Origin of the sequence: Mammaliicoccus sp. Q-M61 (genome assembly GCF_022386055.1) — a bacterium.
GTDB lineage: Bacteria > Bacillota > Bacilli > Staphylococcales > Staphylococcaceae > Mammaliicoccus > Mammaliicoccus sciuri_A.
This window is the reverse complement of the sequence record NZ_JAJNJL010000003.1, coordinates 130,320-155,945: the sequence shown is the minus strand read 5'-3', so window position 1 is coordinate 155,945 and position 25,626 is coordinate 130,320. Positions and strand designations below refer to the sequence as shown.

Here is a 25,626-nt window from a genome sequence, read left to right as displayed (position 1 = left end):
ATTAGGATAGGCAGCTCTTAGTTACAATTCTCACGACTTTTGTTACTAACTTAACCAATATATATTTACTACATACAAAAACCCCTCCTTGTCTCACAGACATGGAGGGGTTAATCATCTATTCTATACGTTCTTTTGGTCTTTTAAATATTGCTCGCTTAAATTTCATAATGATTTCATATGAAATTGGCACAACTAATAGTGTTAATAATGTTGAAGAAATTAATCCACCTATTACTGTAATTGCTAATGCTTTTGAAATAAGAACAGAACTTCCGCCACCAAATAATAGTGGTACTAATGCTCCGATTGTCGCAATAGCTGTCATTAAGATAGGTCTTAAACGCGTGCCTGCTGCTTCTATTAATGCTTCTCTTGTAGTCATGCCCGCCTCTTCCATATTAATCACTCTATCTATTAATACAATCGCATTCGTTACAACAATACCAATCAACATTAACATACCAATCATACTTGGTACGGATATCGTTTCTTGTGTAATTAACAGTCCTGCGATTACACCAATAATAGATACTGGTAATGAGAATAATATTGTAAATGGTGCTAATCCACCTTTGAATGTTAATACGATTACTAAATATACGATTAGAATTGCTGCACCCATTGCAAGCAACAGCTGTTCTATTGCTTCGTTGATGTCATCATTTGTACCGCCAACATTTAATTCAACATCTGTTGGTGTATCAATTTTAGAAACTTTTTGATTAACATCTGTTGTTACTTTAGCAACATCGTCTGCAATGATTTTCGCATCTACAGAAACAGAAATTTTGTCATTTTCTCTTGTAATTGTATCTGGTGAAGTTGTTTTCTTCAATGTCGCAATATCACTTAGTTTCACATCTTTACCTAATGGAGATGTAATCTTAGTATCTTCTAATTTCTTCTCTGACCAATCTGTTTCTTCTTTCTTAGTCAGTTTAACATCGATAGATTTACCATCATCATTTAATTTAGTAACAACTTTTTCTTGTGTAGTTTGATTAAGCGTCATAGCAATTTGACCAGCTGAAAGTCCTAATTTGCTCGCTTTATTTTGATCGACTTTCACATCGTATTGCTCATAAGATTTAGAAAGGTTCGAACTTACGTTTTCTACACCTTTAACTTTCTTCATTTCTTTCTCTACGTCTTTAACTGTACCTTCTATTGCTTCAGTTGATGGACCTGATACTTTTACAGATACTTCGTTCGCTGTACCGCCAGTAGAGAAATCTTGTTGTTTCCATTCACCTTTATGGTTGAATTTACCGATATGATCCATAACTTCTTTACCGACATTATCCCAGTTAGGTGTATCTTTATCGTATTTAACCATTAAAGCCATGTCATTTTTGGCAGAAGGATTAAATGGATTTTCGCCACCTACACTATATTGAACGAATTCTACGTTTTTATCTTTTGATAAATATTTCTCAGCTTGTTCACCGTTTTTAACAACTTGATCTTCTTTTTCACCTGGTGAAGGTTTATAAGTTAGTGCTAACATTTTATCTTCACCTGTATCGATAAACGACTTACCGATATATGGCGTAAATACAAGTGCAATACTTGCGATAACAAGCACGATACTTAATACAATAACAAGCCATTTATGATTTAAATTCCATTTTAAAATGCCTTTGTATTTATTTGCTAACCAATGTCCTCTTTCTTTCTTAGCTTTCTTAATTCCATTTCTAAAGAAGATGTGTGAAAGAACTGGCACAATTGTTAATGCGATAAGTAGTGAAGCTAATAAACTAAATGCTACTGCTAAAGCAAATGGTCTAAACATTTCTCCAATTTGACCAGTTACAAAAGCTAACGGTAAGAACACGACAATTGTAACGATTGTTGAAGACATGATTGGAATAAACATTTCTTTCGTCGCACTTGTAATCAGTTTACTACCTTTCAGTTCTTCACCTTTATCCGACATGCGTCGATAAATATTCTCTATAACAACAATGGAGTCATCAATAACACGTCCAATTGCAACTGTTAATGCCCCTAAAGTTAAGATATTTAATGAAACATCCATCGCTTTTAGACCAATGAGTGCCATTAATAATGACATTGGAATAGAAACCATCGCGATAATAGTTGATTTAATATCTCTTAAGAAGAACATAATGATAATCACTGCAACGATAGAACCGATTAAAGCTTTCTCAACCATTGTCGATACTGAGTCTTTAATTGTTGATGCTGTTTCCATCAATTGTACAGATTCTATGTTCTTATGATCTTTCTTATAAGCTTCAAGTTCTTTGTCTACATTATCAACGACATCTACTAAATTGGCATCTGTAGATTTCGTTACTTGAAGCGCTAAAGCATCTTTACCATTTGTTTTAGAAATTGAATCTCGTTTCTTCTCTTGTTTAACATCTGCGATATCAGATAATTTTACAGATGGGATACTTTGAGATGCGCTACTATCGCTTGATTCAGAACCCTCTTGACCTTGTTGAGCTTGCTGGCCTTGTTGTGATTGACTTGCTGCACTTTGCCCTCCACCACTTGAAGCGCCACCTGTCATAGGTATTTCTAAATCTTTCAGTGCTTTTATTGAAGTGAATCTTCCATCTACAACAATTGATTTCAAATCATCACCAAATGTATATAAACCTAAAGGTGATTCTTTCGTAGCACCGTCGATGTATTGAAGTACTTCATCTTCACTCATACCACGTTTCGTTAATTCATTTTGGTCAAATTCTAAATTAACTTCTTCTAATGTTTGACCTGACAATGATACATTTTGTACGCCGTCTACTTTTTCAAGTTTAGGTATTAAATCTGATTGCATTTGTTTTGTTACTTTTTCAAGATCGTCATCTTTATCAGAAATTGAATAACTCACAACTGGGAATGAGTACATAGACATTCTACTCATATCCGGATCTTGAACACCGTCAGGTAAATCTAACGCTTCTAATTTCTTTCTTAATTCAGTCTCAGCTTCATCCATGTCTGTTTGATATGTATATTCTAATGTAATTGCTGAAGCATTTTCTAAAGACTGACTTGTGACATTTTGTACGCCTTCTAGATTTTGAACTTCTTTTTCAACTGGTTCTGTTACATTTTCTAGAACACTTTCAGGTGTTGCACCTGGATATGGTGTCGTAATTGTTATAACAGGTGTTGTAATATCCGGTAATAACTCTAGTTTCATTTTAAACGCTGAATATATGCCGCCAAGCAAAATAATAATCGTCATAAGCAAAATAGCAAATTTATTATTCAGCGAGAACTTGATCATTTTTTGAACCACTCAATTTCCCCCTAATTTATGATTTGTAAATAATTGTATAATAATTTAACGCTAAAACATACCTTATACATAAAGAAAGCACTAAAATTTTAATAATTTAAAGTTTTAGTGCCTTAATCTTATGTCTAGTTTCTTTTGATTTTCTTTTCGATTTTTCTTTTATAAGTAACTACTGCTGGCTTAACTTTCTCGATTGCAGTATAAAGTGGTTTATTTAACACATAATCAAATTCACCAATTTTCTCACTTAAATAAGTGCCCCAAACTCTCTTGAAAGCCCATAATCCATAATGTTCATGGTCTTGGTCTGGGTTATTATCCGTACCACCGAAGTCGAACTTAGTAGCGCCTTTTTCTTTAGCAAAACGCATCATTTCAATAATCATGCGGTGATTTGGTAAAAATTCACGATATTCATTTGATGACGCACCATATAAATAATACGATTTCTTACCTGAGAAGATTAAGATACCACCAGATAAATACACGCCATCTGGTTTTTTACTTTTTAACTCTTCCATTTCTTGAATTCGTTTTTCAAAGTTACCTAATTTTTCATCAGCATCATTTAACTGATTAACGACTTTCTTAGTTTGTCTTCTATTTGCTAATTTTTCTTTTTCTTCAAGTAGTGCATCACGTTCTTTAAATAAGTCTTTTAAGACTGTATCTGGCACAACTTTAACTAAGAATAATTCACAGTCGCCATCTGGATGTAAATGATCATAAATATTCTCAAAGTATGAAACATCTCTTGTTAAGAAATTGTCTCTCTCGCCTGTTTCTTCCATGATTTTTGCAAAGATTTTTAAGTCATCACGGTTACCAATAACTAATTCAGTACCTCTTTTTAAAGAGTTTCTAACACGTGAGCGGTTTCGTTTATCAAAGCTTTGCATTAAGTCTTCTTCAGGTTGATCGATTTTTGTGATCATCGTCATTCTAGGTTGGATATATTTCTTACTTAATCCATCTTCAAAACCTTTATGTTCAAATCCTAATGAAGTTAAATATTCAAGAACACCTTCAGATTGATCCACTTCTATATCTGGGTCAATTTTAATGGCATAACTTTTCTCATTACGTGCGATTTCTTTAGATAATTCAAAAAGTACTTTAACAGATGTTTCGTCTTTATAATCAACAACAAAACCTCTAGATATGTAACATAATGTATATGGTAGCTTTGGCACTTTCTTAAATAAAAGTTGTGCTACACCTGTTATCTTTTCACCATCGCCCACTGCTATACGACGAGAATACCAACCTGTAAGCTTTTTGGATTCTGCCCACTTTGTAAGTTGCAACATATCACCATTTGGATGTTGCTTTACAAATTCATCATGTTGCTCATGAGTGATATTCATTTTCTTTATCGTCATTTATAAATCTCCTTTTTATCAATTCGTCTTTTAATTATACAATGAAACGTACTATAATTTCACGCAAAAGACCAATATTTGTTATACTTGTCATATAAAACATACAGTTAGGATTGAAATATATGAGACAACTTGTTCTAACGCTTTTTATTATTATAAATATCATACTGATTGCGGTCAGTCTAAATTTTGATAGCACAATTAATTATTTAAGCTATCGTATCATAACTGTTGCCTTCACCTTGCTACTAAGCATCGTCTTTATTCTTGAGAACGCACGCAAATCTATATTATTTATAGCCATTATAAGCGCCTTAATTGCACTCGTACATTTAGGCATTATTGTTCAAAGCGTCTATCTCAGTGTTTATGCTAATTAGCTTTGAATTCGTAACACGCGCCTTTAAATAAAATGCGCGTGTCTTTTTTTATATTTGTTGATGAGAGTGATAATGTTGTATATTTCTCCTCTACATCCTCTGTAAGTTTAATGACAACATCATCTTCTTTAAAGCTTAACTTAACATATTCTTCGCTTTTCTCAAGCTCTTTCAAACCATACCAAGATTGCCAATTTTGACTCGATTCATGAAGATTCTTCACTTGAATCGTCACTTCATCGATCGATAAATCATCATGAAAATGAGCTTTTAAAGATGCTGCTCTTTGTTCATCACTTTCTCCCCACTGAATGATGAATGGTAAATTTAAATCTTGCTTATCATCTAAATATAGTAATTGCCATTGTATCATAGTGCCATCCGGTTTCGTTCTCGACATTTCAATTGGACCTACTATATCTATATCAAATTGCTCTAGATGAGTCTTCACGTTATCGATATTTTGTGTTCTAAGGCAGATTCTTTTAAATCCTTCTTGTACATGCGCATCTTTAAATGTATTCGCAAAGCTTAATCTGCCTTCTTCTGTTTGAGCATATGAACGTGCTAAATCTGCATCAAAGACATCAATCCACTCTATATAATGTAAATCTATATAACTTAATTGATTGTAGGTTCCTAATTGCGTATGTTTACCACCTTGGATGGCTTGTATATATTGATGTGGAAATTCAATTGATTCTATACCATCTACATAATGAATAATATGATCAAATTTTAAATTCATGTTCATACCCTCCTACTTTTAAGCTGCTCTTTTAAACACTTTACTATTAACGAAGAATAAAATAATCAACAATATTGAAACGATAATAATCGTCAGGACATATGGATATACTTCATGTTCTCCTTTTATACCCACTAATGGCGAAACGATACCACCGAATAGAAATTGAGATAATCCTAATAAACTCGCAGCACTTCCTGCGCCACCTTTATTGTTAGCCATCGCAATGGAAAAACCTGTCGTACCAATTGCAGATACTGGACTAACGAGTATAAAGAATCCAATCATTAATATCCAAATTGATAAACCATTCATTAATGTGATTGAAACGATAATCACACCTATAATTTGAATCATTCCGAATAAACGCATAAGTACATGTTCATCATAATAGTCGACTAATTTATTAATAATTTGACCTGACAATATTAATCCAAGACCATTAAAAGCAAACATACAACTAAAAGCTAATGGTGAAATATGATAGACAGATTGCGTTATGAATGATGAAGCGGATATGTAACTAAATAACAACGCGTATGTACAACCTTGTATAAATAAAGGCATTAAAAATTTTGGACTTTTGAGTAAATTTTTAAAGTCTGTTAGCACTTCACTGATTCTACCTGATGAACGTTCTTCTACAGGTAATGATTCTGTCAATTTTACTGAAGATAAACTAAACATAATAAAGCCGAATATCGTTAATAAAATAAAGACTACTTTCCAAGTTGAAAATGATAATATAATACCACCCAATACAGGTGCTAAAATAGGTGCTACACCATTAACAAGCATTAATATCGCTAAGAATTTCGTTAAAGCTTTACCTTTATATAAATCACTGGAAATTGCCCGGGAAATAACTGCCCCTGCCCCACCAGTAAAACCTTGTACAAATCGTAATGCCATCATGACGTATATATTAGGTGCAAATACGCATAATATTGAAGCTACTGTATATACAATCAATGCAACCATGAGTGGTCGTTTACGTCCTATAAAGTCAGATAGTGGCCCGACAAATACTTGTCCAACTGCTAAACCAACCATAAAGAGTGTGAGCGTCAATTGTGTATTTGACGTTGTAGTATCAAAATCACGACTAATTTCTGGTAATGCTGGTAAATACATATCTATTGAAAATGGTCCAAATGCGGTTAATAAACCGAGAATGACGATTAAAAATAATGAAGGCTTAGCCATCTTTTGTTCGTTCATGAAATACGCTCCTTTTATATCTATTACCTAATATTATTGCTTAACAATTTTCAAATAGCAATGTTATATGTGAACACTTATTAAAATACTTTACTTTCAGATAGTCATCGTTCAAAATATAGTCAGAAACTTAGAATCGGAGTGGAAACATGAACATTTTTTTAACAGGTGCTACGGGATTTGTAGGTGCAGAGTTAATACAATCACTTGCAAAAGATGCACAAAAGCAATTTTATGTATTATACAGGAGTGAGCAGAAGAAAGATCAATTGCTCAAAAAATTAAAACCATCGTATCATTCAAGAATTCACTTTATTAATGGAGACATTACAGAAACATTATGTGGCGTGTCTGAAAGTGATATTGAAACGATACCTCAAATAGATAAATTTTATCATTTAGCTGCACTCGTCAAATTTAATTTCGAACTTGCAGATGATCTTTATCAAATCAATTATATCGGTACACAACATGCTTTGGACTTAGCAGAACAAATACAAACAAAGCATTTTTTATATGTTTCAACAGCCTATACGGTTGGTGAACAAGAACTCGGTAATGAAGTACTTCATTCAATCGATTCGCCTACAAATAATCCTTATGAAGCGACTAAAATTAAAGCTGAACATATCGTGATGCAAAGAAAAACAATGGAAACTTCAATTATTCGTCCAGCAATCATAATAGGTGATTCCGTAACAGGAGAAGCTGATTCAAACTTTACGCTGTACGGCTTTATGAAAGCATTAAAAGTCTTCAAAAGACGTGTAGAAAAAAAGAAAGATCATTCAATATATAGACTATTTGGAGATGCAAGTCATACGTCAAATTTCGTACCCGTTGATTATGTTGTACAAGTACTCACAGTAGCATGTGATTATGCAGAAAATCATAAGATTTATCACGCAACCAATCAGAACCCACCATCAAATGACTTTATATTTGAGACAATTAAGAAACACTTAGACTTCCATCAATTAGAAGTTGCACCAATGAGTGAAATAAACACAATAACAGATGAAGAAAGAGTGCTGAATAGTTTTATAGATGTATTCGCACCTTACTTCTCTAAATCTATCAAATTTAATGATGAGAATACGGAAGAAATGCTCAAAAAAGCTAACGAACAAACACTCGTACTTTCAAATGAAACGTTAGATATGATTATCGGAAAATATTTTATGAAATAGTAAAACAAGCTAGGATAATGAGAATATCCTAGCTTGTTTTAGTTATATTAGAATGTGCTAACTTCCATTATTCCGAATTGTGGTAATTAGAATCAGCTAACTTCCATTATTCTGAATTGTGGTAATTAGAACGCTGTAACTATCATTATTCCGAATTGTGGTAATTAGAACGCTGTAACTTCCATTATTCTGAATTGTGGTAATTAGATGGGCGCTCATTTACGGACACTTCTCGGAATTCTGTCCCTAACGACACTTCTTACGGACATTTCTCAGAATTCTGTCCCTAACAGCACCTCTTACGGACACTTCTCAGAATTCTGTCCCTAACGACATCTCTTAGAGACATTTCTCTGAATTCTGTCCCTAACTTCTAATCTAACCACCTATATAGTTCATATTAATTTTATTTTTCTTTCGTCTTGCTACTGTAGCTGCTGTTCGTTCATCTGAGTATCTGTCATCTCTTATATTCCATAAATACTTTAATGTGCTTAATAATTCTTCGTCTGTCTTGCCGCTTCTTAGCTCTGATTTTATATCATAGCCATTTTTTTCAGCAAATAAACAGCCATAAAATTTACCGTCAGATGAAATTCTTGCTCGTGTACATGATGAACAAAATGATGCTGACACACTCGTGATCAAACCAAATTGTGCGCCGTTATCTTTATGGCGATAGTATGTTGCAACTTCTCCAAAATAATTGGCGTCCACTGGTTCTACATCATAGGCTGAAGAAATGATATTTAACATTTCTTTCTTAGTGACGACTTTATCAAAATTCCACCCGTTATCATTACCTACATCCATAAATTCTATAAATCTTACGATAATGTTTTTCTCTTTAAAATGCTCAACAAGTGGTAGTATTTCTTGGTCGTTCACCCCTTTTTGGATTACGACATTCACTTTAACTTTTAAACCTATGCTTACTGCATAATCTATTTGATCGAGTATATGAGAAGCGGATATTTGACGATTATTAATCGATTTAAATAATTCATCATCCATTGCATCTATACTTACATTCACTCTTCGTAGTCCTGCATTGTATAAATTCAATCCATGTTTTTTTAACAACATACCATTTGTTGTTAGTCCGATGTCTTCGATACCTTCTATCTTGTTCAAGGCTTCTACAAGCTCATATAGATTTCGTCTTAGAAGTGGCTCTCCGCCTGTAATTCTAATTTTCTTTACACCAAGTGAGCTGTATAACTTCGATAATCTCGTAATTTCTTCAAAACTCAATAATTCTTCTTTAGGTAAGAAGACGTAATCATCCCCAAAAATTTCTTTAGGCATACAGTAATCACAACGAAAATTACATCGGTCGGTAACGGATATTCTTAAATCTCTAATTGGTCTTCCTAATTTATCTTTGATAGGTTGATGCATCGTAACGCCCCCTCTACCTATACAATCGTTAAGACTCGGCTTTTTCTAAATCTTCAATGTAATTTATATTTTGGTACCAATTAGTTGAATCTTTCACATTTGATACATCTAACCATTGTGAAGGTTTCTTTTCATATATTTCTTTCATTCTAAAAGCTTCATGGTCTAACGCTTCTTTAATGTCCGCTTCAACACGATGACTATAAAATGCTAACGTCGGCATTTTTTTACCATTTGCTTCGTATCCAGCAATGTCTAGCTGTTCTTCCATTACACGCGAAATAAAAAATTGATATAAATGACTAATCGCTTTTTCGGTAATTTTAGGTGTATCGCAAGCAATCACAAAATAACATTCCGAATCATGTTTTTGCATCACGCTATAAATCCCACCTAAAGGACCATTATTTTTGTACTTTGATAAATCTACGACAACATCATGGTGATTGAATGAATCTTTCAATTCTTCACTCGTACTAATCACAACTTTTTCAAATAAATTCGTTTGATTTAAAGTTTGAATGATTTTTTCATAAAAAACTTCTCCATTAATTGTCGCTAACGCTTTTGGTGAACCGAATCTACTGGACTTACCGCCAGCTAGAACTATTGCTATCATTTTCTCTTTACCCTCCACTAACTGGTGGAATCAATGCAACAACATCTTGGTCTGTTATAACACTTGAATCTTGCACAAATTCCTCATTTACAGCAACTTGAAAAGTTTCATCCTTTAACTCTGGATGCTTCTCAACTAAATATTGCTTAAAGTTTAACACAGAGTAGTCTTGGTTAAGAGTTATTTGCTCTTCATTTATGTTTATTATTTCTTTTAAATGAGCAAAATACAATACTTTCATTATTCACCCTCCATTTGAATAGAAGAATGGTATTGTTTTTGACTGCCTTGCCATTCTTCCCCATCTTCCCATATTTCTTTTTTCCAGATTGGTACGATTTCTTTAATCCTCTCAATCGCATATTCATTCGCTTTATAAGCATCTTTTCTATGCGGTGAAGATACACTGATAACAACAGCTATATCTGAAATTTGTAATTCACCAATTCTATGTGCAATTGCAACTATTGTACCTGGCCATTTTTCTTTAATTTCATCACCTATTTGAGCTAATTTCTTCTCTGCCATTGGGATGTATGCCTCATAAGCTAAGTACTCTGTTTTAATGCCTTTTGTCCATTCTCTCACATGGCCTGTAAAGACAACAACTGCACCTTGCTTTTCATTGAGTGTCCAGTTTCTGTATTGTTCAGGATTTATTGGATCATTGACGATTTCAAATTGTTTCACTTCTACACCTACTTTTTCAACCAATTTTCAAACCAAACTATAAAGTCTTTCTTTTCTTCAAGATTAAACGCATCAAACTGATATACAATATTTTGTAATGTTTGTGCTAAATCTTCAGACTGCTTCGTCAAAAGTACTTTTGGAAAATGATCATGCTTAAATCCTTCAATTAATAGCACATCAGGCTCAACAGACAAATCTTCATCTATTATTTGCTGCAACGACTTCTCTTCATACGTTACTCTCTCTATTAATTGTTTACCCAACACGATACTTTCTTTAGCACCGCTATTAATAAACGTTAAACTGTCTACTTCTTTATGATTTAAAGAAATTTCGTCTGCACCATGCCCATGATGTTTAATTGTAGATACTGTTAATTGCTGACTGCGACATTCTTTAATTAATTCATTTATTAATGTTGTTTTACCACTATTTTTATAACCAACTATTTGTAATATCTTCATAGTGTTAATTTACTTTCATATGACTGATGATCCGTTAATAGAACTTTCACATCATCATCTTTTTGGTAGCCTCTTGTTCCACCAGGTAAAATAATCATACCATTACTTTTAGCAATTGCGACAACCGCATTTGATTTATTAAATCCTGAAGGCTCAGCATAAACACCTTGTGAAGTGAATGATAATTTACCTCTTATAAATCTCGTAAATGGGTTGGCTTTTTTAAAGTCTTCATTCAACTTCGCATCTATAATGACCGGGTATATAGCATCTGCAGACATCATTTTTTGAATGGTTGGCTTAGTAAATAAATGAAATCCTGAGTAACAAGCTGATGGATTGCCTGATAAACCAAACAACATCTTCTCACCTTTGTAAGCAACCGTTGTTACGCTACCCGGTCTCATTTGCACTTTATTAAACAGTACTGTTGCACCAATTGCATCATACACTTTCGGTAAATAGTCAAAGTCTCCAACTGATACCCCACCTGTTGTAATCACGATATCATGTTCAGACATTGCTTTTTCAACAATATCAATGCACCCTTGTAAGTTATCTTCTTGAATGTTATATGTAGTAGCTTCGATATCAACTTCTTTACATAACGATTCAATCATTGGACCATTTGAATTTCTAATCTTACCTGTTTCTAATGGATCATTTGGTCCTACTAACTCGCTACCTGTTGCGATGACGGCAACGGTTGGCTTTTTGGATACTTTAACAGTTTCGTAGCCAAATGTTGCCAACACTGCAATAACACCACTGTTAATACGTTGACCTTTAAGTAAGACGTATTCATTTTCTTTACATTCTTCTCCTTGAAACGCGACATTTTCGCCTTCCGTAAATGGTTTACGAATGGTAAATCCTGTTTCTGTTTCTACTGTTTGTTCAAACATTACAACTGCATCTGCACCTTCTGGTATAGGTGCGCCAGTCATAATACGTACCGCTTCTCCACTATTTAAAGTCACGCTTGAAGCTGTTCCAGCACCGATATGATCTACAACTTTAAATGATATTCTATTATCTCCTGATGCCCCTTTAGAATCAGCACTTTTAATTGCAAATCCATCATAAGGTGATTTATCAAATCGAGGAATATCGTAAGTTGCTTTAATATCTTCAGCAAGTATATAGTTTAAACTTTCATTTATTGATACTGTTTCTGTCTCTAACTGCTTTACTACTTTAATAACACGTTCAATTGCTTCCTTCACTGGTATAGGTGTTCTCATTTCAACTGTCAATTGTCTACACTCCCTATCAATTTATTTAAACTTACATGTTATAATATCTTTAGAAAGGATGATGATTTTGTCTGAATTTACACATTTTAATGAGCAAGGCCATGCAAAAATGGTCGATGTCTCAGATAAAGAAACAAGCACACGTATCGCAATTGCAAACTCAAGTATTAAAGTAAATCAAACAATCTATGATCAAATAAAAAATGCAACAAATAAAAAAGGCGATGTACTTGGTACAGCACAAATTGCTGGCATTATGGCTGCTAAGAATACAAGCCAATTGATACCTATGTGTCACCCACTTCAATTAACAGGCATCGATATCTCTTATGAATGGGATAAAGATGAACCATGCACAATAAATATTTCAGCAACCGTTAAGACGAAAGGTCAAACGGGTGTAGAAATGGAAGCTTTAACTGCTGCAAGTGTTACAGCTTTAACAATATATGATATGTGTAAAGCCGTTGATAAAGGCATGGTTATAGGTGAAACATATTTATCTTATAAGACTGGTGGCAAAAATGGCGACTTCAAACGCCAATAGTTATTTATTAAGCTCATGTACTAAATGATTCAATTCTTTAGTTATGAGCTTTTCCATTGCTAATTTAACTGCACCTGTAGAACCCGGTATTGAAATAATAACTTGATGCCCGACTGTACCTGCAATTGCTCTAGAAAGTATCGCTCTAGTACCTACATCTTCTGTATAACTTAAATATCTAAATATCTCACCGAATCCTTCTATTTCTTTATCTAGTAAAGGTTTAATCGCCTCAATTGTCACATCTCTTTGACTAATACCTGTACCGCCAGTTGTAATAATGGCGTCAACATCTTTACTTAACCACTCATTCACTTGCGTTTGAATTTCGTTGACATCATCTTTAACAATTTGATAATGCCCTTCTTTAATTTCAACATTGAGATCTTTCAAATATTGTTGAACAAGTTGTCCACCTTTATCTGTTTCTTTCGTTCTCGTATCACTTACGGTTAAAACTGCCACATTTATAAGACGATCTATTCTATTAACTACACTCATCGATTTAACTCCTATCCAAACATATTCTCAACAAACTGTCTGCCTTCTTCTACAGAATCCAAATCATGAATTAATAACCTACCATTATTAAATGCTACGACACGATGGTCATCGTATAAATACTGAATCATATACGCATTAGAACGATGCAATAATCCATTTTGAGCAACAAACTTTTCAATAGCTGGTCGATTAAGTTTCTCGTTTATATATTGAACAGTATGACGGCCACATAATTCAGTTAGTTGTTTGTCTGAATTTGATAATTTGGAATAAGTTGGTTCTGCTCCACAAGTCTCACAATCGTCTCGTTTCATTTGTTCAAATCCAAATGATTGATGTTCACCGAACCAAACGTCACCGTACGTAATTTTAGGTGTAAATGAATAACCAGCCAATATTTTAAGTGCATCTGCAACTTGTAAACTTGCTGCCATTGTTACTGCCGGATTTATCACGCCTACTGTATCACAAGTTCTATTAATCACTGGCAATTGTGGTAATACACAGTTGAAGCAAGGTGTTTCTTTAGGCACAAAAGTCGCTTGAACATATGTAGATTCTAAGCATGCGCCATATATCCACGGAATATTCATCTTGTACGCAAAATCATTAATAATTTGTCTTGTATTAAAATTATCTGTCGCATCAATAATAATGTTTGAGTAACGCGCAACTTCATGTAATAACTTTGCATCACATTGCGCAATATAAGATTTTATTGTAATGTCTTCACGAATTTTCTTTAAATGTCTTTCTGCTGCTACAACTTTAGGTAGCATTTCTTTAATATCATTCTCTATAAATAATGTTTGTCTTTGTAAGTTTGACGATTCAACATAATCTCGATCAATAATATTGAGTCTCTTTATACCCGACCTAGTCAACTGTTCAGCAACATGTGTACCAAGTGCACCCATGCCTACAATAGTGACACTCGCTTGTTCAATTCTTTCTTGACCTTGTTCTCCAATTTTATCGAATAAAATTTGACGAGAATAACGTTCGTTCATTTATATCAACCTTTCACGAATCTCTTTAACTCTATTATAGAGTTAAACGCTTTTATCCTCAATTAATTGTAAGGCTGAGGCAAAACATTGCCTCAGCCTTTTTAATTTTTTAAGACAAACAACTAAACATGCTTTCTTTCTATTTTAGTCATATGCATCATTGTAATGAGTGCAAGCACACCAAATATAGCAAGCATAAAGAATGCTAAATGATTTGAACCAGTCAAACTCGTTACTAACGTTATCATTAATGGTGGGAAGAATCCGCCGAGACCACCCATCATAGATACGATTCCGTTTACAACACCTGCTTCTTTTGTGAAGTATGTCGGCACAAGTTTAAATACAAGTCCATTACCAATACCTGCACAAACACTTACCGTCAAACATCCAATTGTAAACAAGATGAGATGATGTGATATTGAAAGGACGATTGCGCCCGCTATTAAGCCGATAAAGAATATTTTCAATACGTTTAAAGCATTAAATTTATCTCCTAACATACCACCAATTGGTCTAAGTAATGTTGCGATTGCAATAAAGATACCTGTTCTAATACCAGCATCTACTTTATCAATTTCAAAATGACTCACTAAAAAGTTCGGCAAGAATAAACCAAATGCAACAAATGCACCAAACGTAATAAAATACCAGAAACTAAAATAGTAAAGTTTATAGTTATTGATGACTTGCTTCGTTTGTGAAATCATTGGAATTTTTACTTTAGGTTCTTCTTTATCTCCAAAGATAAACATTAATACTGCGAAGATAAGTAATACGATTAAATAAAGTTGTACAGTATGTTGCCATCCGATAATGCCTGCTATTGGAGGCGCTAAAAATGATGATACAGCTGTCCCTAAATTACCCATTCCATAAATACCATTCGCAAAACCATGCTTTTCTTTTGGAAAATATTTAGGAATAGAAGTAACACCTACTGAAAAGATTGCACCACCGAGACCTATAAAGAATCCTGCAATCATCAATCCTGTAGTTGAATGTGCTTGGCTTAAATAAAATACTGGAAATAATAAAATAATAAAACTCACTAAAAATACAAGTCTAGAACCTAATAAGTTCGTATAGTAGCCAATTGGTATTCTTAAAATCGATCCTAAAATAACGGGTATTGCTAAAATAATAGCTTTCTGACCTTCTTCTACACTTATATCTTGTGTAATATAAGGCATTAAAGGTGCCAGTATACTCCAAACCATAAATCCTGCCATTAAACTAAAGGTTTGAAGTGGTAGTTGAACTTTTCCTAAGTTGTTTCTCATGTTTTTCACCCTTCGAAATTAATCTTTATGTATAATCTTTCCAATATTATTGTAGGTTATTTGTGAAAAAGTGCACATAAGGATATCCCCTTATTGAAACATGGAAAATCCCTATATTCATTTATAAAAATTAATCCAATAAAAAACATAAAAAGACCTGATAAACTAAGGTTTTTAAGCCGCAATTTATCAGGTCAGTTTCATTTTAGAAATCTAATAATTTTTTCTTCATAGCATATTCAACTAATTCTGGACGCGATTTTAAACCGAGTTTATCCATAATTCGCGCTTTATGTGCTTCAATCGTTTTGACAGAAACAAATAATTTCTCCGCAATTTCTTTATTACCATAGCCCTTTGCGATTAAAGGTAAGATTTCTAGTTCTCTTTGAGACAATATTTTAAATGGATCAGAAGTACTTTGCTCATTGTTATCTTGATGATTAAAGAGTTCATTTACGAGTGAACTTGTAACTTTAGAATCAATATACATATCGCCTCTATATATCGTTCTTACAGCATGTATTAACTCTTCATCTGGTGCATTTTTTAAAATATATCCTTTAGCACCACTTCTTAATACATGAAATAAATATTCTTCATCATCAAACATCGTTAATATTAATATTTTAGTTTGCTTAAAGTCTTCTGCTATTTTACCAGTTGCGATTAATCCTGATTCACCAGGTGGCATACTTAAATCCATGATCAATACATCTGGTGAATGTTTTGCAACCATTTGATATGCTTCTATACCATCTGCAGCTGTCGCAACAACTTCCATGTCTTCTTGATAATTCAAAATCATTGAAAAGCCTGTTCTCACCACTGCATGATCATCTGCTATTACGATTTTCATATATACCACCCACCATTTATGCTATTGGTACATTCAATTTAATATTTGTACCTTTTTTAAGTTTACTTTCGATATTGATTTTACCGCCAACAATTTCAGCACGTTCTTTCATACCATATATACCAAGTCCTGAACCTTTTGGCTGACTACCTAATACAAATCCATTCCCTTGGTCAGCAATTTCAACTTCTATTTCATTGCCATCACAAGACATATGAACATCAACACTATCCACATTAGCATACTTCAATGCATTAAACACCGCTTCTTGTACAATTCTATATACGACCGTTTCAATCTCCGTATTAAAACGTTTAATAGACGAATCATAATGATAGTGAACATGGAAACCGAAATTTTTCTCAAGCTGTTTAAAATATGACTTAAATGCTGCGTCTAATCCAAGGTCATCTAATGATGAAGGTCTTAGTTCTAAAGATAAGTTTCTAATATCATCGATTAATCGAGACATTAACGTTTCAATATGTTGAGACTGCTGCTTCAATTCGTCAATATCATTCTGATATTTCAATAATCTAAGTTCAACACTGACATTAAGCAATTCTTGAACAACACCATCGTGTAACTCTCTAGAAATTCTTTTACGCTCGTTTTCTTGTGCGGATATTGTTTTTTGGATCATCGTTTGTTGATGTAATTTCTGTTGTCTTTCAATTTGTGGCGATACATTTTGTAATGTATACACTTTAACATCGTCTTCTTGACTAATCGTTTGATAAGTCGCTGTAAAAGGTTCAACAGTCCCACTATTTGTCTGCATAAACACTTGAAAACTAGTGTTGCCAATTTTTGAAGACTCTAAAAAGCAGTCTCTACATGATTGTAAGGCATATTCATTTGAATAACCTTCACATCTACTACAAATGGCATGTGTCAATGATGATTGATTGTCTTCAGAGATTACTCTTCGGGCAGCTTCATTCATATTAATTACCTGTCCTTTACTATTTAAAAACACAATCATTTCACTCGTTTTTTCATAGTATTGTTTTAATATATCCATTAATATTGAAGCATCTTCTGAACTCATGCATTCATCATATCCTTTCCATAAAATGGTCCAAAGCGATTAAAATCATTTATATCTATTTCAGGAAATTGTTTTTCATCACGTTGTCCAAGCAAGAGCACACCACATACTCGATACTTTTTCCATAATGGAATTGCAAGTAATGATGTTAATTGTTCACTTTGAACAATCGGATAGTTAAAGGGTTGATCATGATAAGGACTTTCTTTCAAATCACGAATTTCAATAGGTTTACCACTTTTAATCACAATCCCTGCTATCCCTCTTCCGCTTCTTAAAACAATGTTTTGATATCTATGATTTAAATTTCCAGATACATATTGCCACTTAATATGAAAGTGAGCAGCGTCTTCAGAAGTCATAGCTAATCCGACAAAATCAACACCATAAGTACTACGAATAAGATCCAAATGTTCCTGAAAATTAAAATCATTAGACATTTTAAACACCTCGACTTTTTTACTTATAGTTTAATTCGTTTTATGTTTTCTGTAAATAATGTAACTTCTACTGAAGTAATTAAGTGGCACACTCCAAACATGTACCAATCTCGTAAATGGCCATAAACTTGTAATTAAAAATCCTAAAATAATATGCGTCTTAAATGTTAAAGGTACGTCATTCATTAAAGCAACATCCGGTTTAAAGATTAATAAACCTCTAAACCAAACAGAAATTGTTTGTCTATAATCAAAGTCTGGTGTTGTCGCGTTCGTCCATAACGTTGAAATACACCCCATCAATACGATCACTAACAATAATATATTTACTATAATGTCCGAAGCTGAACTTAGCCTTCTTACATTTTGTTTCGTAATTCTTCTAGCTGTTAACAGAACCATACCGATTAATGTCACAATACCGAAAATACTTCCAATATAAACTGCACCGATATGATATAAATGATCATTAACGCCGACACTACTTAACCATTCTGCAGGTATGCCTAAACCAACTATATGTCCAAATATAACTGGAATAATACCTAAGTGAAATAAAATACTTCCCCACATCAATTGTTTCTTCTCAATAAACTCACTAGACTTTGCTGTCCATGAAAATTGATCATATTTAAATCTGAATAAATGACCAATAATAAAAATAGCGATACATAAATAAGGATAGATAACCCATATAAATTGATTAATCACCGTTGATCACCTTCTCTTGCTCTACTACACATGATTTTAACGTTTCTCTAATTGCTTTAATCAGATGAAAATACGGACTGTTTTGTTTACCTAAAGCTTGAAGCAATCCATATGTCCCATCTTCAATGACCATCACAACTAGCGTTAAACTTTCTTGTGCACGATCGTCACCTCTCCACTCTGCAACATATAAGAATTCAAGCATAAGTGGTAAAAAATCTGACAGTTCATTTTGAGGCATTTCTAGCCCGAACATTTCATAAAGTACTTTTAATCTTGCTAGCATTTGACCACGTTCTTTTTGTTCCGTTAGTTTATTGTACGTCATATATAACGTCGTCTTTTTTTCAAAATCAAACGTTCTTGTATATACTTCTTGAATATCATCTAAAGATATATCATGCATATTTTCCCAATATTGCTTAATGTCACGATAAGCCGGATGATTGGTATCAAAAGCTTTATCAAATGCTTTAGGATGAAAATCGAGCTTTTCTGGATAAGTTAACTGGTTACTAAAAAACCCAAAGCTTTCTTTAAGTTGATATAATGCATCTAAATTAATCACGGAAAATCCCTCCATAGAAGTTCTCATTATATATTTCTTGTCCGGATTTTTGCTCTGATAATCCTTGAACACCACAACCATCACAATTTGAGCCAAACATTTCGCCACCATATCCTTGGCTACCTTGTGCTCTGTAAGTATCCATGTAACCTTCTTTATGGGATGTCGGTACAACAAAACGATCTTCATGTTTAGCAATCGCGAGTAATCTATACATCGATTTCGTTTGTCTTTCCGTAAGTCCTACGCGTTCAAGTCTTGAAATATCAAAGTCTTTACCACTTGATTTAGCTCTCATATAACTACGCATCATCGCCATTTTTTGCAATGCTTCTTTAACTGTCTTCGTATCACCTGCTGTTAGCATATTTGCTAAATATTGAACAGGTAATCTCATTTCTTCTATTGCTGGGAAAATCATATCTGGATTTCTAATAGAATCTTTACCTTCAAAGTAATTCATAATCGGACTTAATGGTGGACAATACCATACCATTGGCAATGTTCGATATTCAGGGTGTAAAGGAAATGCTAATTTATATTCTATTGCCAATTTATATACTGGTGAATTTTGTGCCGCTTCAATCCAATCATGTGAAATACCATCTTTTTCAGCTTGTTGAATAATGTCTTCATCAAATGGATCTAAAAATAGATCAAGTTGTTTTTGATATAAGTCTTTTTCATTTTCTGCAGAAGCTGCTTCTTGAACTTTGTCTGCATCATAAAGTAATACACCTAAATATCTCATACGACCTGTACATGTTTCAGAACATACTGTAGGTAAACCTGCTTCAACTCTAGGAAAACAGAATGTACATTTTTCTGCTTTGTTTGTTTTCCAGTTGAAATATACTTTCTTATAAGGACAACCTGTCATACAATATCTCCAACCACGACATGCATCTTGGTCGACAAGTACAATACCATCTTCATCCCTTTTATACATTGCACCAGATGGACATGATGCAACACAGCTTGGGTTTAAGCAATGTTCACACAATCTTGGTAAATACATCATAAATGTTTGGTCGAAGTTAAATTTAATTTCTTCTTCGATTTTTTGAATGTTTGGATCAGTGGGTCCAGTTACATGAGCACCCGCTAAATCATCTTCCCAGTTTGGTCCCCATTTGATATCTAATTTTCTACCTGAAATAACAGATTCAGCTTTTGCTACTGGAGAATGGTTTCCTTCTTTAGCTGTTGTTAAATGTTTATAATTATATGTCCAAGGTTCATAATAATCTTTCATTTCTGGCATATCAGGATTATAGAAAATCTTACCTAATGCAATTTTAGATAGTTTACTACCTGATTTTAATTCTAATTTTCCTTTTTTGTTGAGTACCCAACCACCTTTATAAGTTTCTTGGTCTTCCCAACGTTTCGGATAACCGATACCAGGTTTCGTTTCGACATTATTAAACCATATATATTCAGCGCCTGGTCTATTTGTCCATGTACTTTTACATGTGACACTACATGTATGGCATCCTATACATTTATCTAAATTCATAACCATAGCTACTTGCGCTTTAATCTTCAAGCCAATCTACCTCCTTCATTTTTCTGATGGCAACATATACATCTCTTTGGTTCCCAATTGGCCCATAGTAATTAAAGCCATAACTTATTTGTGCATAACCGCCTACTAATTGCGTAGGCTTCAAGTGAATACGTGTAGGTGCATTATGTGAACCACCACGAGTATCTGTAATTTCTGATCCAGGTGTCTCAATATGTTTATCCTGTGCATGATACATAAACATCGTACCTCTAGGCATTCTATGCGATACAACCGCTCTTGCTGTAACAACACCATTTCTGTTATATACTTCTAACCAATCATTATCTTTAATGTCATTCGCCATTGCGTCTTCTTTCGCAATCCAAACAGTTGGACCACCTCTAAATAACGTCAACATATGCAAATTATCTTGATATGTTGAATGAATATTCCACTTACCATGCGGCGTTAAATATCGTAAGACTAATGTATCAACGCCCCCTTTTATGTTTTTATCTTTCGTACCAAATACCATTGGCGGCAATGTTGGTTTATAGATAGGTAAGTTCTCACCAAACTGTAAGAATACTTCATGATCAATATAATAACTTTGTCTACCTGTTAACGTTCTAAAAGGTACAAGACGTTCGATATTTGTCGTAAATGGCGAATATCTTCTGCCTAATTTATTTGAACCAGGGAATACTGCTGTCGGTATAACTTCTCTCGGTTGTGCTGTTATATTTTGGAACGTTATTTTTTCTGATGCACGTTCACTAGAAATATCTTTCAATGTCATACCTGTTTGTTCTTCTAAATCATCGTAAGATTTTTGTGAGACTTTACCATTTGAAGCTGACGAAACATTCAATATGACATCTGCTACTTTACGTGCTGTATCCATTCTAGGGAGACCATTTTTAACAGTGTCATCTTCCCACGTATCTAACATAATCTTTAATTCATCGTATTGCTCTTTAACTGAGAAACTTACCCCATGAGCACCGACTTTACCTTTTTCTAATAATGGTCCAACTGATACATATTTGTCGTATATAGCTGTATAATCCCTTTCTACAACTGCGAAACCAGGCATCGTTTTACCAGGTATTGCATCAATTTCACCTTTAGACCAATCTTTAACAATTCCGTAAGGTGTTGAAATTTCTTGTTTAGAATCATGTGCTAAAGGCGTTGTTACAACATCTTTAAATGTGCCTTTCATATGTGTCTTCGCTAAATCAGAAACAGATTTTGCTAACGTTTTATAAATATCCCAGTCTGATTTTGATTCCCATAATGGGTCAACTGCAGGGTTAAACGGATGTATGAATGGATGCATATCAGTAGAAGATATATCATGTTTTTCATACCATGTTGCTGCTGGTAATACGACATCTGCATACAATGGTGTTGCTGTCATTCTAAAATCTAGCGCAACTAATAAATCTAATTTGCCGGTTGTTTCTTCTCGCCAAACAATTTCTTCTGGTTTATCTGTTTCATTAGGATTTGCTAATAGACCTGATTTAGTACCTAATAAATGTTTCATAAAGTACTCTTGTCCTTTTGCAGAACTAGAGATTAAATTTGAACGCCATACGAACAATGTTTTTGGATGATTTTTCTTTGCATCTGGATCTTCTATAGCAAATTTAGTCTTTTTAGATTTTACAGATTCAACTGCCCTTTTAAGAATCGCTTCATTTGAGTCATCTCCTGCATCTTTCGCTTCTTCTCCAAACAATAAGCTATTACAATCAAATTGCGGATAAGATGGTAGCCATCCTAATCGAGCAGCTAATACGTTATAATCAGCTGGATGTTGATGTTTCAATTCATTTGATAATGGTGACTGTAATTTATCAACACCAGACTCTTCATATTTCCATTGATCCGTTGCAAAATAGAACCAACTTGTAGCATTTTGAAGTCTAGGTGGTCCTTGCCAATCCTTCGCAAAAGCAATTGTTGACCAACCTTCTATTGGACGACATTTTTCTTGACCAACGTAATGCGCCCATCCGCCACCATTTACACCTTGGCATCCGCATAATATAACAAGGTTTAATATAGAGCGATAGATCGTATCAGAGTTAAACCAGTGATTGATACCTGCCCCCATAATAATCATTGAGCGACCATTTGTATCAACTGCATTTTGCGCTAATTCTCTTGCCACTTGCGTCACTATTGAAGATTTAACACCTGTTACTTTTTCTTGCCATTTAGGCGAATACATAGAATTTTCATCTTCATAACTAGTTGCTTCTAGTGGATGATTTAATCTTCTAACACCATATTGACTTGTCATTAAGTCGTATATTGTCGCGATATAAATTGTTTCTCCGTCTTTATTTTCGATTTCTTTAACGATAATAGGTCTTTCAAAAATACCATTACCATCATTATCAAAATACGGAAATTGAATTGTCATCACTTTTGATTCATGGTCTTTAAAAGATAAAGCTGGATCTATTTCTTTACCATCTTCACCTACTAAATTTAAGTTCCATTTAACGCCTTCTTCATATCTTTGTCCCATCGTTCCATTAGGTATGACAAATTGTTCACTATTTTGATCGTAAACAACTGGTTTCCATTCTGCATGTTCTGTTTCCATACCTAAATCACTAGATCTTAAGAAACGACCTGCTTTATAGCCTTCTCCATGTTTATCAAGTTGTATAATAAAAGGCATATCCGTGTATTGTTTAGCATAGTTGATAAACATCTCTTCTTGTTTATCTTCATAATATTCTTGAAGAATGACATGCGTCATAGCTTGTGCTAATGCTGCATCTGTACCAGGATTTGGTGCTAACCAGTTATCAGCAAATTTTACATTTTCAGCATAGTCTGGTGCGACAGATACGACTTTAGTACCTTTGTATCTAACTTCTGTCATAAAATGCGCATCTGGTGTACGTGTTAAAGGTACATTTGATCCCCACATAATAATATAACCGGCGTTATACCAATCACTTGATTCAGGAACATCCGTTTGTTCACCCCAGATTTGTGGTGAAGCGGGTGGTAAGTCAGCATACCAATCATAAAAACTAAGCATTTCCCCACCTAATAACGATATAAAACGCGCACCTGAAGCATAGCTAATCATGGACATAGCCGGTATAGGTGTAAATCCAGCAATTCTATCTGGACCATATTTTTTCACAGTATATATAATTTGTGCTGCGATGAGTTGTGTAACATCTCTCCAATTGACGCGAACATGTCCACCTTTACCGCGCGCACTTTTATAAATTTCAGCTTTCTGCTCATCTTCAACAATGGATGCCCAAGCGACAACAGGATCTTCATATTCACTTAATGCAGCTTTCCAAAGTTTCCATAACTTACCTCTAACATAAGGGAATTTCACACGTAATGGACTATATTCATACCATGAAAATGAAGCACCACGCGGACATCCTCTAGGTTCAAACTCAGGCATATCAGGTCCACAAGAAGGATAATCAATTTGTTGATTTTCCCATGTAATCACACCATTTTTCACGAATACTTTCCATGAACAAGAACCTGTACAGTTCACACCATGAGTCGTTCTGACAACTTTATCGTGACTCCATCTTTCTCTGTACATTTTCTCCCATTCTCTACTTTTTTCTTCTAATATAGACCAATTCCCATTAAATTTTTCGGTTGGCTTAAAGAATTTCAAACCTAACTTAGACATAGTTAGAACCTCCTATTATTTGCCCTTAATTATCTATATCAATTGTAATTTTTTTCACAATGTTTATGTATTAGGGGATTACCTATACAACATGACGAATTCCCTACATTCTTTTATTTGCGCAAAAAAGCCTCAAACAAAGTGTTTAACTTTGTTTGAGGCTTCGAACATATTATTTATTTTTCACCTTACAATGAACTGTTAACTAATTTCGATAACTTCATCTGCTAAAATTTGAACTTCTTTTTTAGAATGAGACACAAGTATAATCGGTATTTGCCAAGTCTTGAAAATGGACTTTACTAACGCCATACCTTCATCTTTTGTTTCATCATCTAAACTTGAAAATGGTTCATCTAAAAGTAATAAGTTAGGTTTGACACTTAATACTCTACATAATGCAACTCTTTGTGACTCTCCACCAGATAACGTAGATGGATATTGATTTAAACAATTTTCTATACGTAAATGTTTAATCAATTGCTCTGTCTCTTTATTAGGCTCAATCATGTAATGAATATTTTCATGAACTGTCTTATGCGGAAAAAGTTGATAATCTTGAAACAGATAGCCAATATTTCTATCTTGCACTTTAATCACATGCTTTTGATCACTGAGCACTTTTTGATTAATTTCTATTCTGCAAGTTTCCGCTTCAGTAAGACCTGCAATAATATTTAATAATGTGGATTTACCTATACCTGATCGACCAACTATCGCATAAATTTTCGGAGTGTCAGCTTGGATATTTAATGATATCGTTCTGTCTTTAATTAACTTTTTAATTGATATATCAATCATCCATA

Annotated in this window: 23 protein-coding genes; 2 read left to right on the top strand and 21 right to left on the bottom strand. The window is 33.7% G+C overall.

Going from position 1 to position 25,626, the window contains the following annotated elements:
* Nucleotides 1–118: 118 nt before the first annotated feature.
* The 4 genes from LQ677_RS06105 to tcaB all read right to left on the bottom strand — a co-directional run bounded on the left by LQ677_RS06105 (nt 119) and on the right by tcaB (nt 7,014).
* Nucleotides 119–3,283 carry an efflux RND transporter permease subunit gene (locus tag LQ677_RS06105; protein ID WP_308193309.1) on the bottom strand — a complete coding sequence of 1,055 codons (3,165 nt, stop codon included), beginning with the start codon at nt 3,281–3,283 and terminating at the stop codon, nt 119–121.
* A 125-nt stretch (nt 3,284–3,408) separates the two neighbouring features.
* Entirely contained in the window at nt 3,409–4,659 is a 1,251-nt protein-coding gene (locus LQ677_RS06100; protein WP_048541317.1) for a lipid II:glycine glycyltransferase FemX, read from the bottom strand.
* Between the two features lie 378 nt (nt 4,660–5,037).
* Entirely contained in the window at nt 5,038–5,793 is a 756-nt protein-coding gene (locus LQ677_RS06095) for a VOC family protein (protein WP_185805839.1), read from the bottom strand.
* An 18-nt stretch (nt 5,794–5,811) separates the two neighbouring features.
* Nucleotides 5,812–7,014: a putative multidrug effflux MFS transporter TcaB gene (gene tcaB, locus LQ677_RS06090; RefSeq protein WP_049320023.1), complete on the bottom strand. Its 1,203-nt coding sequence runs from the start codon at nt 7,012–7,014 to the stop codon at nt 5,812–5,814.
* A gap of 149 nt (nt 7,015–7,163) precedes the next feature.
* On the opposite strand from tcaB, the gene LQ677_RS06085 reads away from it, so the two are divergent.
* Nucleotides 7,164–8,204 (top strand): SDR family oxidoreductase, encoded by a 1,041-nt coding sequence (locus LQ677_RS06085; RefSeq protein WP_191836491.1) that lies wholly within the window; start codon nt 7,164–7,166, stop codon nt 8,202–8,204.
* A gap of 378 nt (nt 8,205–8,582) precedes the next feature.
* On the opposite strand, the gene moaA is transcribed toward LQ677_RS06085, so the two are convergent.
* The 6 genes from moaA to LQ677_RS06055 are packed head-to-tail and all read right to left on the bottom strand — an operon-like array spanning nt 8,583 to nt 12,637.
* Nucleotides 8,583–9,605, bottom strand: a complete 1,023-nt coding sequence (gene moaA / locus LQ677_RS06080; RefSeq protein ID WP_191836492.1) for a GTP 3',8-cyclase MoaA — start codon at nt 9,603–9,605, stop codon at nt 8,583–8,585.
* Nucleotides 9,606–9,633: 28 nt separating this feature from the next.
* Nucleotides 9,634–10,224: a molybdenum cofactor guanylyltransferase MobA gene (mobA, locus tag LQ677_RS06075; protein WP_048541095.1), complete on the bottom strand. Its 591-nt coding sequence runs from the start codon at nt 10,222–10,224 to the stop codon at nt 9,634–9,636.
* A gap of 7 nt (nt 10,225–10,231) precedes the next feature.
* Complete coding sequence (gene moaD, locus LQ677_RS06070; protein WP_048541098.1) at nt 10,232–10,465, bottom strand: molybdopterin converting factor subunit 1; 234 nt, start codon at nt 10,463–10,465, stop codon at nt 10,232–10,234.
* Nucleotides 10,465–10,914, bottom strand: coding sequence for a molybdenum cofactor biosynthesis protein MoaE (locus LQ677_RS06065; protein WP_126477759.1), 450 nt, complete (start codon nt 10,912–10,914; stop codon nt 10,465–10,467). The genes moaD and LQ677_RS06065 overlap by 1 nt, the downstream gene beginning before the upstream one ends.
* Before the next feature lie 8 nt (nt 10,915–10,922).
* On the bottom strand, nt 10,923–11,381 hold the full coding sequence (gene mobB / locus LQ677_RS06060; RefSeq protein ID WP_126477758.1) for a molybdopterin-guanine dinucleotide biosynthesis protein B: 459 nt from the start codon (nt 11,379–11,381) through the stop codon (nt 10,923–10,925).
* Complete coding sequence (locus LQ677_RS06055; protein ID WP_191836493.1) at nt 11,378–12,637, bottom strand: molybdopterin molybdotransferase MoeA; 1,260 nt, start codon at nt 12,635–12,637, stop codon at nt 11,378–11,380. The genes mobB and LQ677_RS06055 overlap by 4 nt, the downstream gene beginning before the upstream one ends.
* Nucleotides 12,638–12,704: 67 nt before the next feature.
* On the opposite strand from LQ677_RS06055, the gene moaC reads away from it, so the two are divergent.
* Nucleotides 12,705–13,184 (top strand): cyclic pyranopterin monophosphate synthase MoaC, encoded by a 480-nt coding sequence (moaC, locus tag LQ677_RS06050; RefSeq protein WP_191836494.1) that lies wholly within the window; start codon nt 12,705–12,707, stop codon nt 13,182–13,184.
* Here moaC and LQ677_RS06045 read toward each other — a convergent pair whose 3' ends face one another.
* The 11 genes from LQ677_RS06045 to LQ677_RS05995 all read right to left on the bottom strand — a co-directional run bounded on the left by LQ677_RS06045 (nt 13,185) and on the right by LQ677_RS05995 (nt 25,621).
* Nucleotides 13,185–13,685, bottom strand: coding sequence for a MogA/MoaB family molybdenum cofactor biosynthesis protein (locus LQ677_RS06045; RefSeq protein WP_239748171.1), 501 nt, complete (start codon nt 13,683–13,685; stop codon nt 13,185–13,187).
* Nucleotides 13,686–13,696: 11 nt separating this feature from the next.
* On the bottom strand, nt 13,697–14,698 hold the full coding sequence (locus tag LQ677_RS06040; protein WP_025906818.1) for a ThiF family adenylyltransferase: 1,002 nt from the start codon (nt 14,696–14,698) through the stop codon (nt 13,697–13,699).
* 122 nt (nt 14,699–14,820) lie between these two features.
* A complete protein-coding gene (locus LQ677_RS06035; protein WP_191836496.1) occupies nt 14,821–15,981 on the bottom strand; it encodes a nitrate/nitrite transporter in 1,161 nt (386 codons plus the stop codon).
* A 205-nt stretch (nt 15,982–16,186) separates the two neighbouring features.
* Entirely contained in the window at nt 16,187–16,840 is a 654-nt protein-coding gene (nreC, locus tag LQ677_RS06030; RefSeq protein ID WP_025906820.1) for a nitrate respiration regulation response regulator NreC, read from the bottom strand.
* A 16-nt stretch (nt 16,841–16,856) separates the two neighbouring features.
* Nucleotides 16,857–17,891 carry a sensor histidine kinase gene (locus tag LQ677_RS06025; protein WP_025906821.1) on the bottom strand — a complete coding sequence of 345 codons (1,035 nt, stop codon included), beginning with the start codon at nt 17,889–17,891 and terminating at the stop codon, nt 16,857–16,859.
* Nucleotides 17,888–18,331, bottom strand: coding sequence for a nitrate respiration regulation accessory nitrate sensor NreA (gene nreA, locus LQ677_RS06020; RefSeq protein ID WP_126477756.1), 444 nt, complete (start codon nt 18,329–18,331; stop codon nt 17,888–17,890). The genes LQ677_RS06025 and nreA overlap by 4 nt, the downstream gene beginning before the upstream one ends.
* A 30-nt stretch (nt 18,332–18,361) precedes the next feature.
* Complete coding sequence (gene narI, locus LQ677_RS06015) at nt 18,362–19,042, bottom strand: respiratory nitrate reductase subunit gamma (protein WP_025906823.1); 681 nt, start codon at nt 19,040–19,042, stop codon at nt 18,362–18,364.
* Nucleotides 19,035–19,610, bottom strand: a complete 576-nt coding sequence (gene narJ / locus LQ677_RS06010; protein ID WP_191836498.1) for a nitrate reductase molybdenum cofactor assembly chaperone — start codon at nt 19,608–19,610, stop codon at nt 19,035–19,037. The genes narI and narJ overlap by 8 nt, the downstream gene beginning before the upstream one ends.
* Entirely contained in the window at nt 19,603–21,159 is a 1,557-nt protein-coding gene (gene narH / locus LQ677_RS06005; protein ID WP_025906825.1) for a nitrate reductase subunit beta, read from the bottom strand. The genes narJ and narH overlap by 8 nt, the downstream gene beginning before the upstream one ends.
* Complete coding sequence (locus LQ677_RS06000; protein ID WP_191836499.1) at nt 21,149–24,820, bottom strand: nitrate reductase subunit alpha; 3,672 nt, start codon at nt 24,818–24,820, stop codon at nt 21,149–21,151. The genes narH and LQ677_RS06000 overlap by 11 nt, the downstream gene beginning before the upstream one ends.
* A 201-nt stretch (nt 24,821–25,021) precedes the next feature.
* Nucleotides 25,022–25,621, bottom strand: coding sequence for an ATP-binding cassette domain-containing protein (locus LQ677_RS05995; protein ID WP_037589046.1), 600 nt, complete (start codon nt 25,619–25,621; stop codon nt 25,022–25,024).
* Nucleotides 25,622–25,626: the final 5 nt, after the last annotated feature.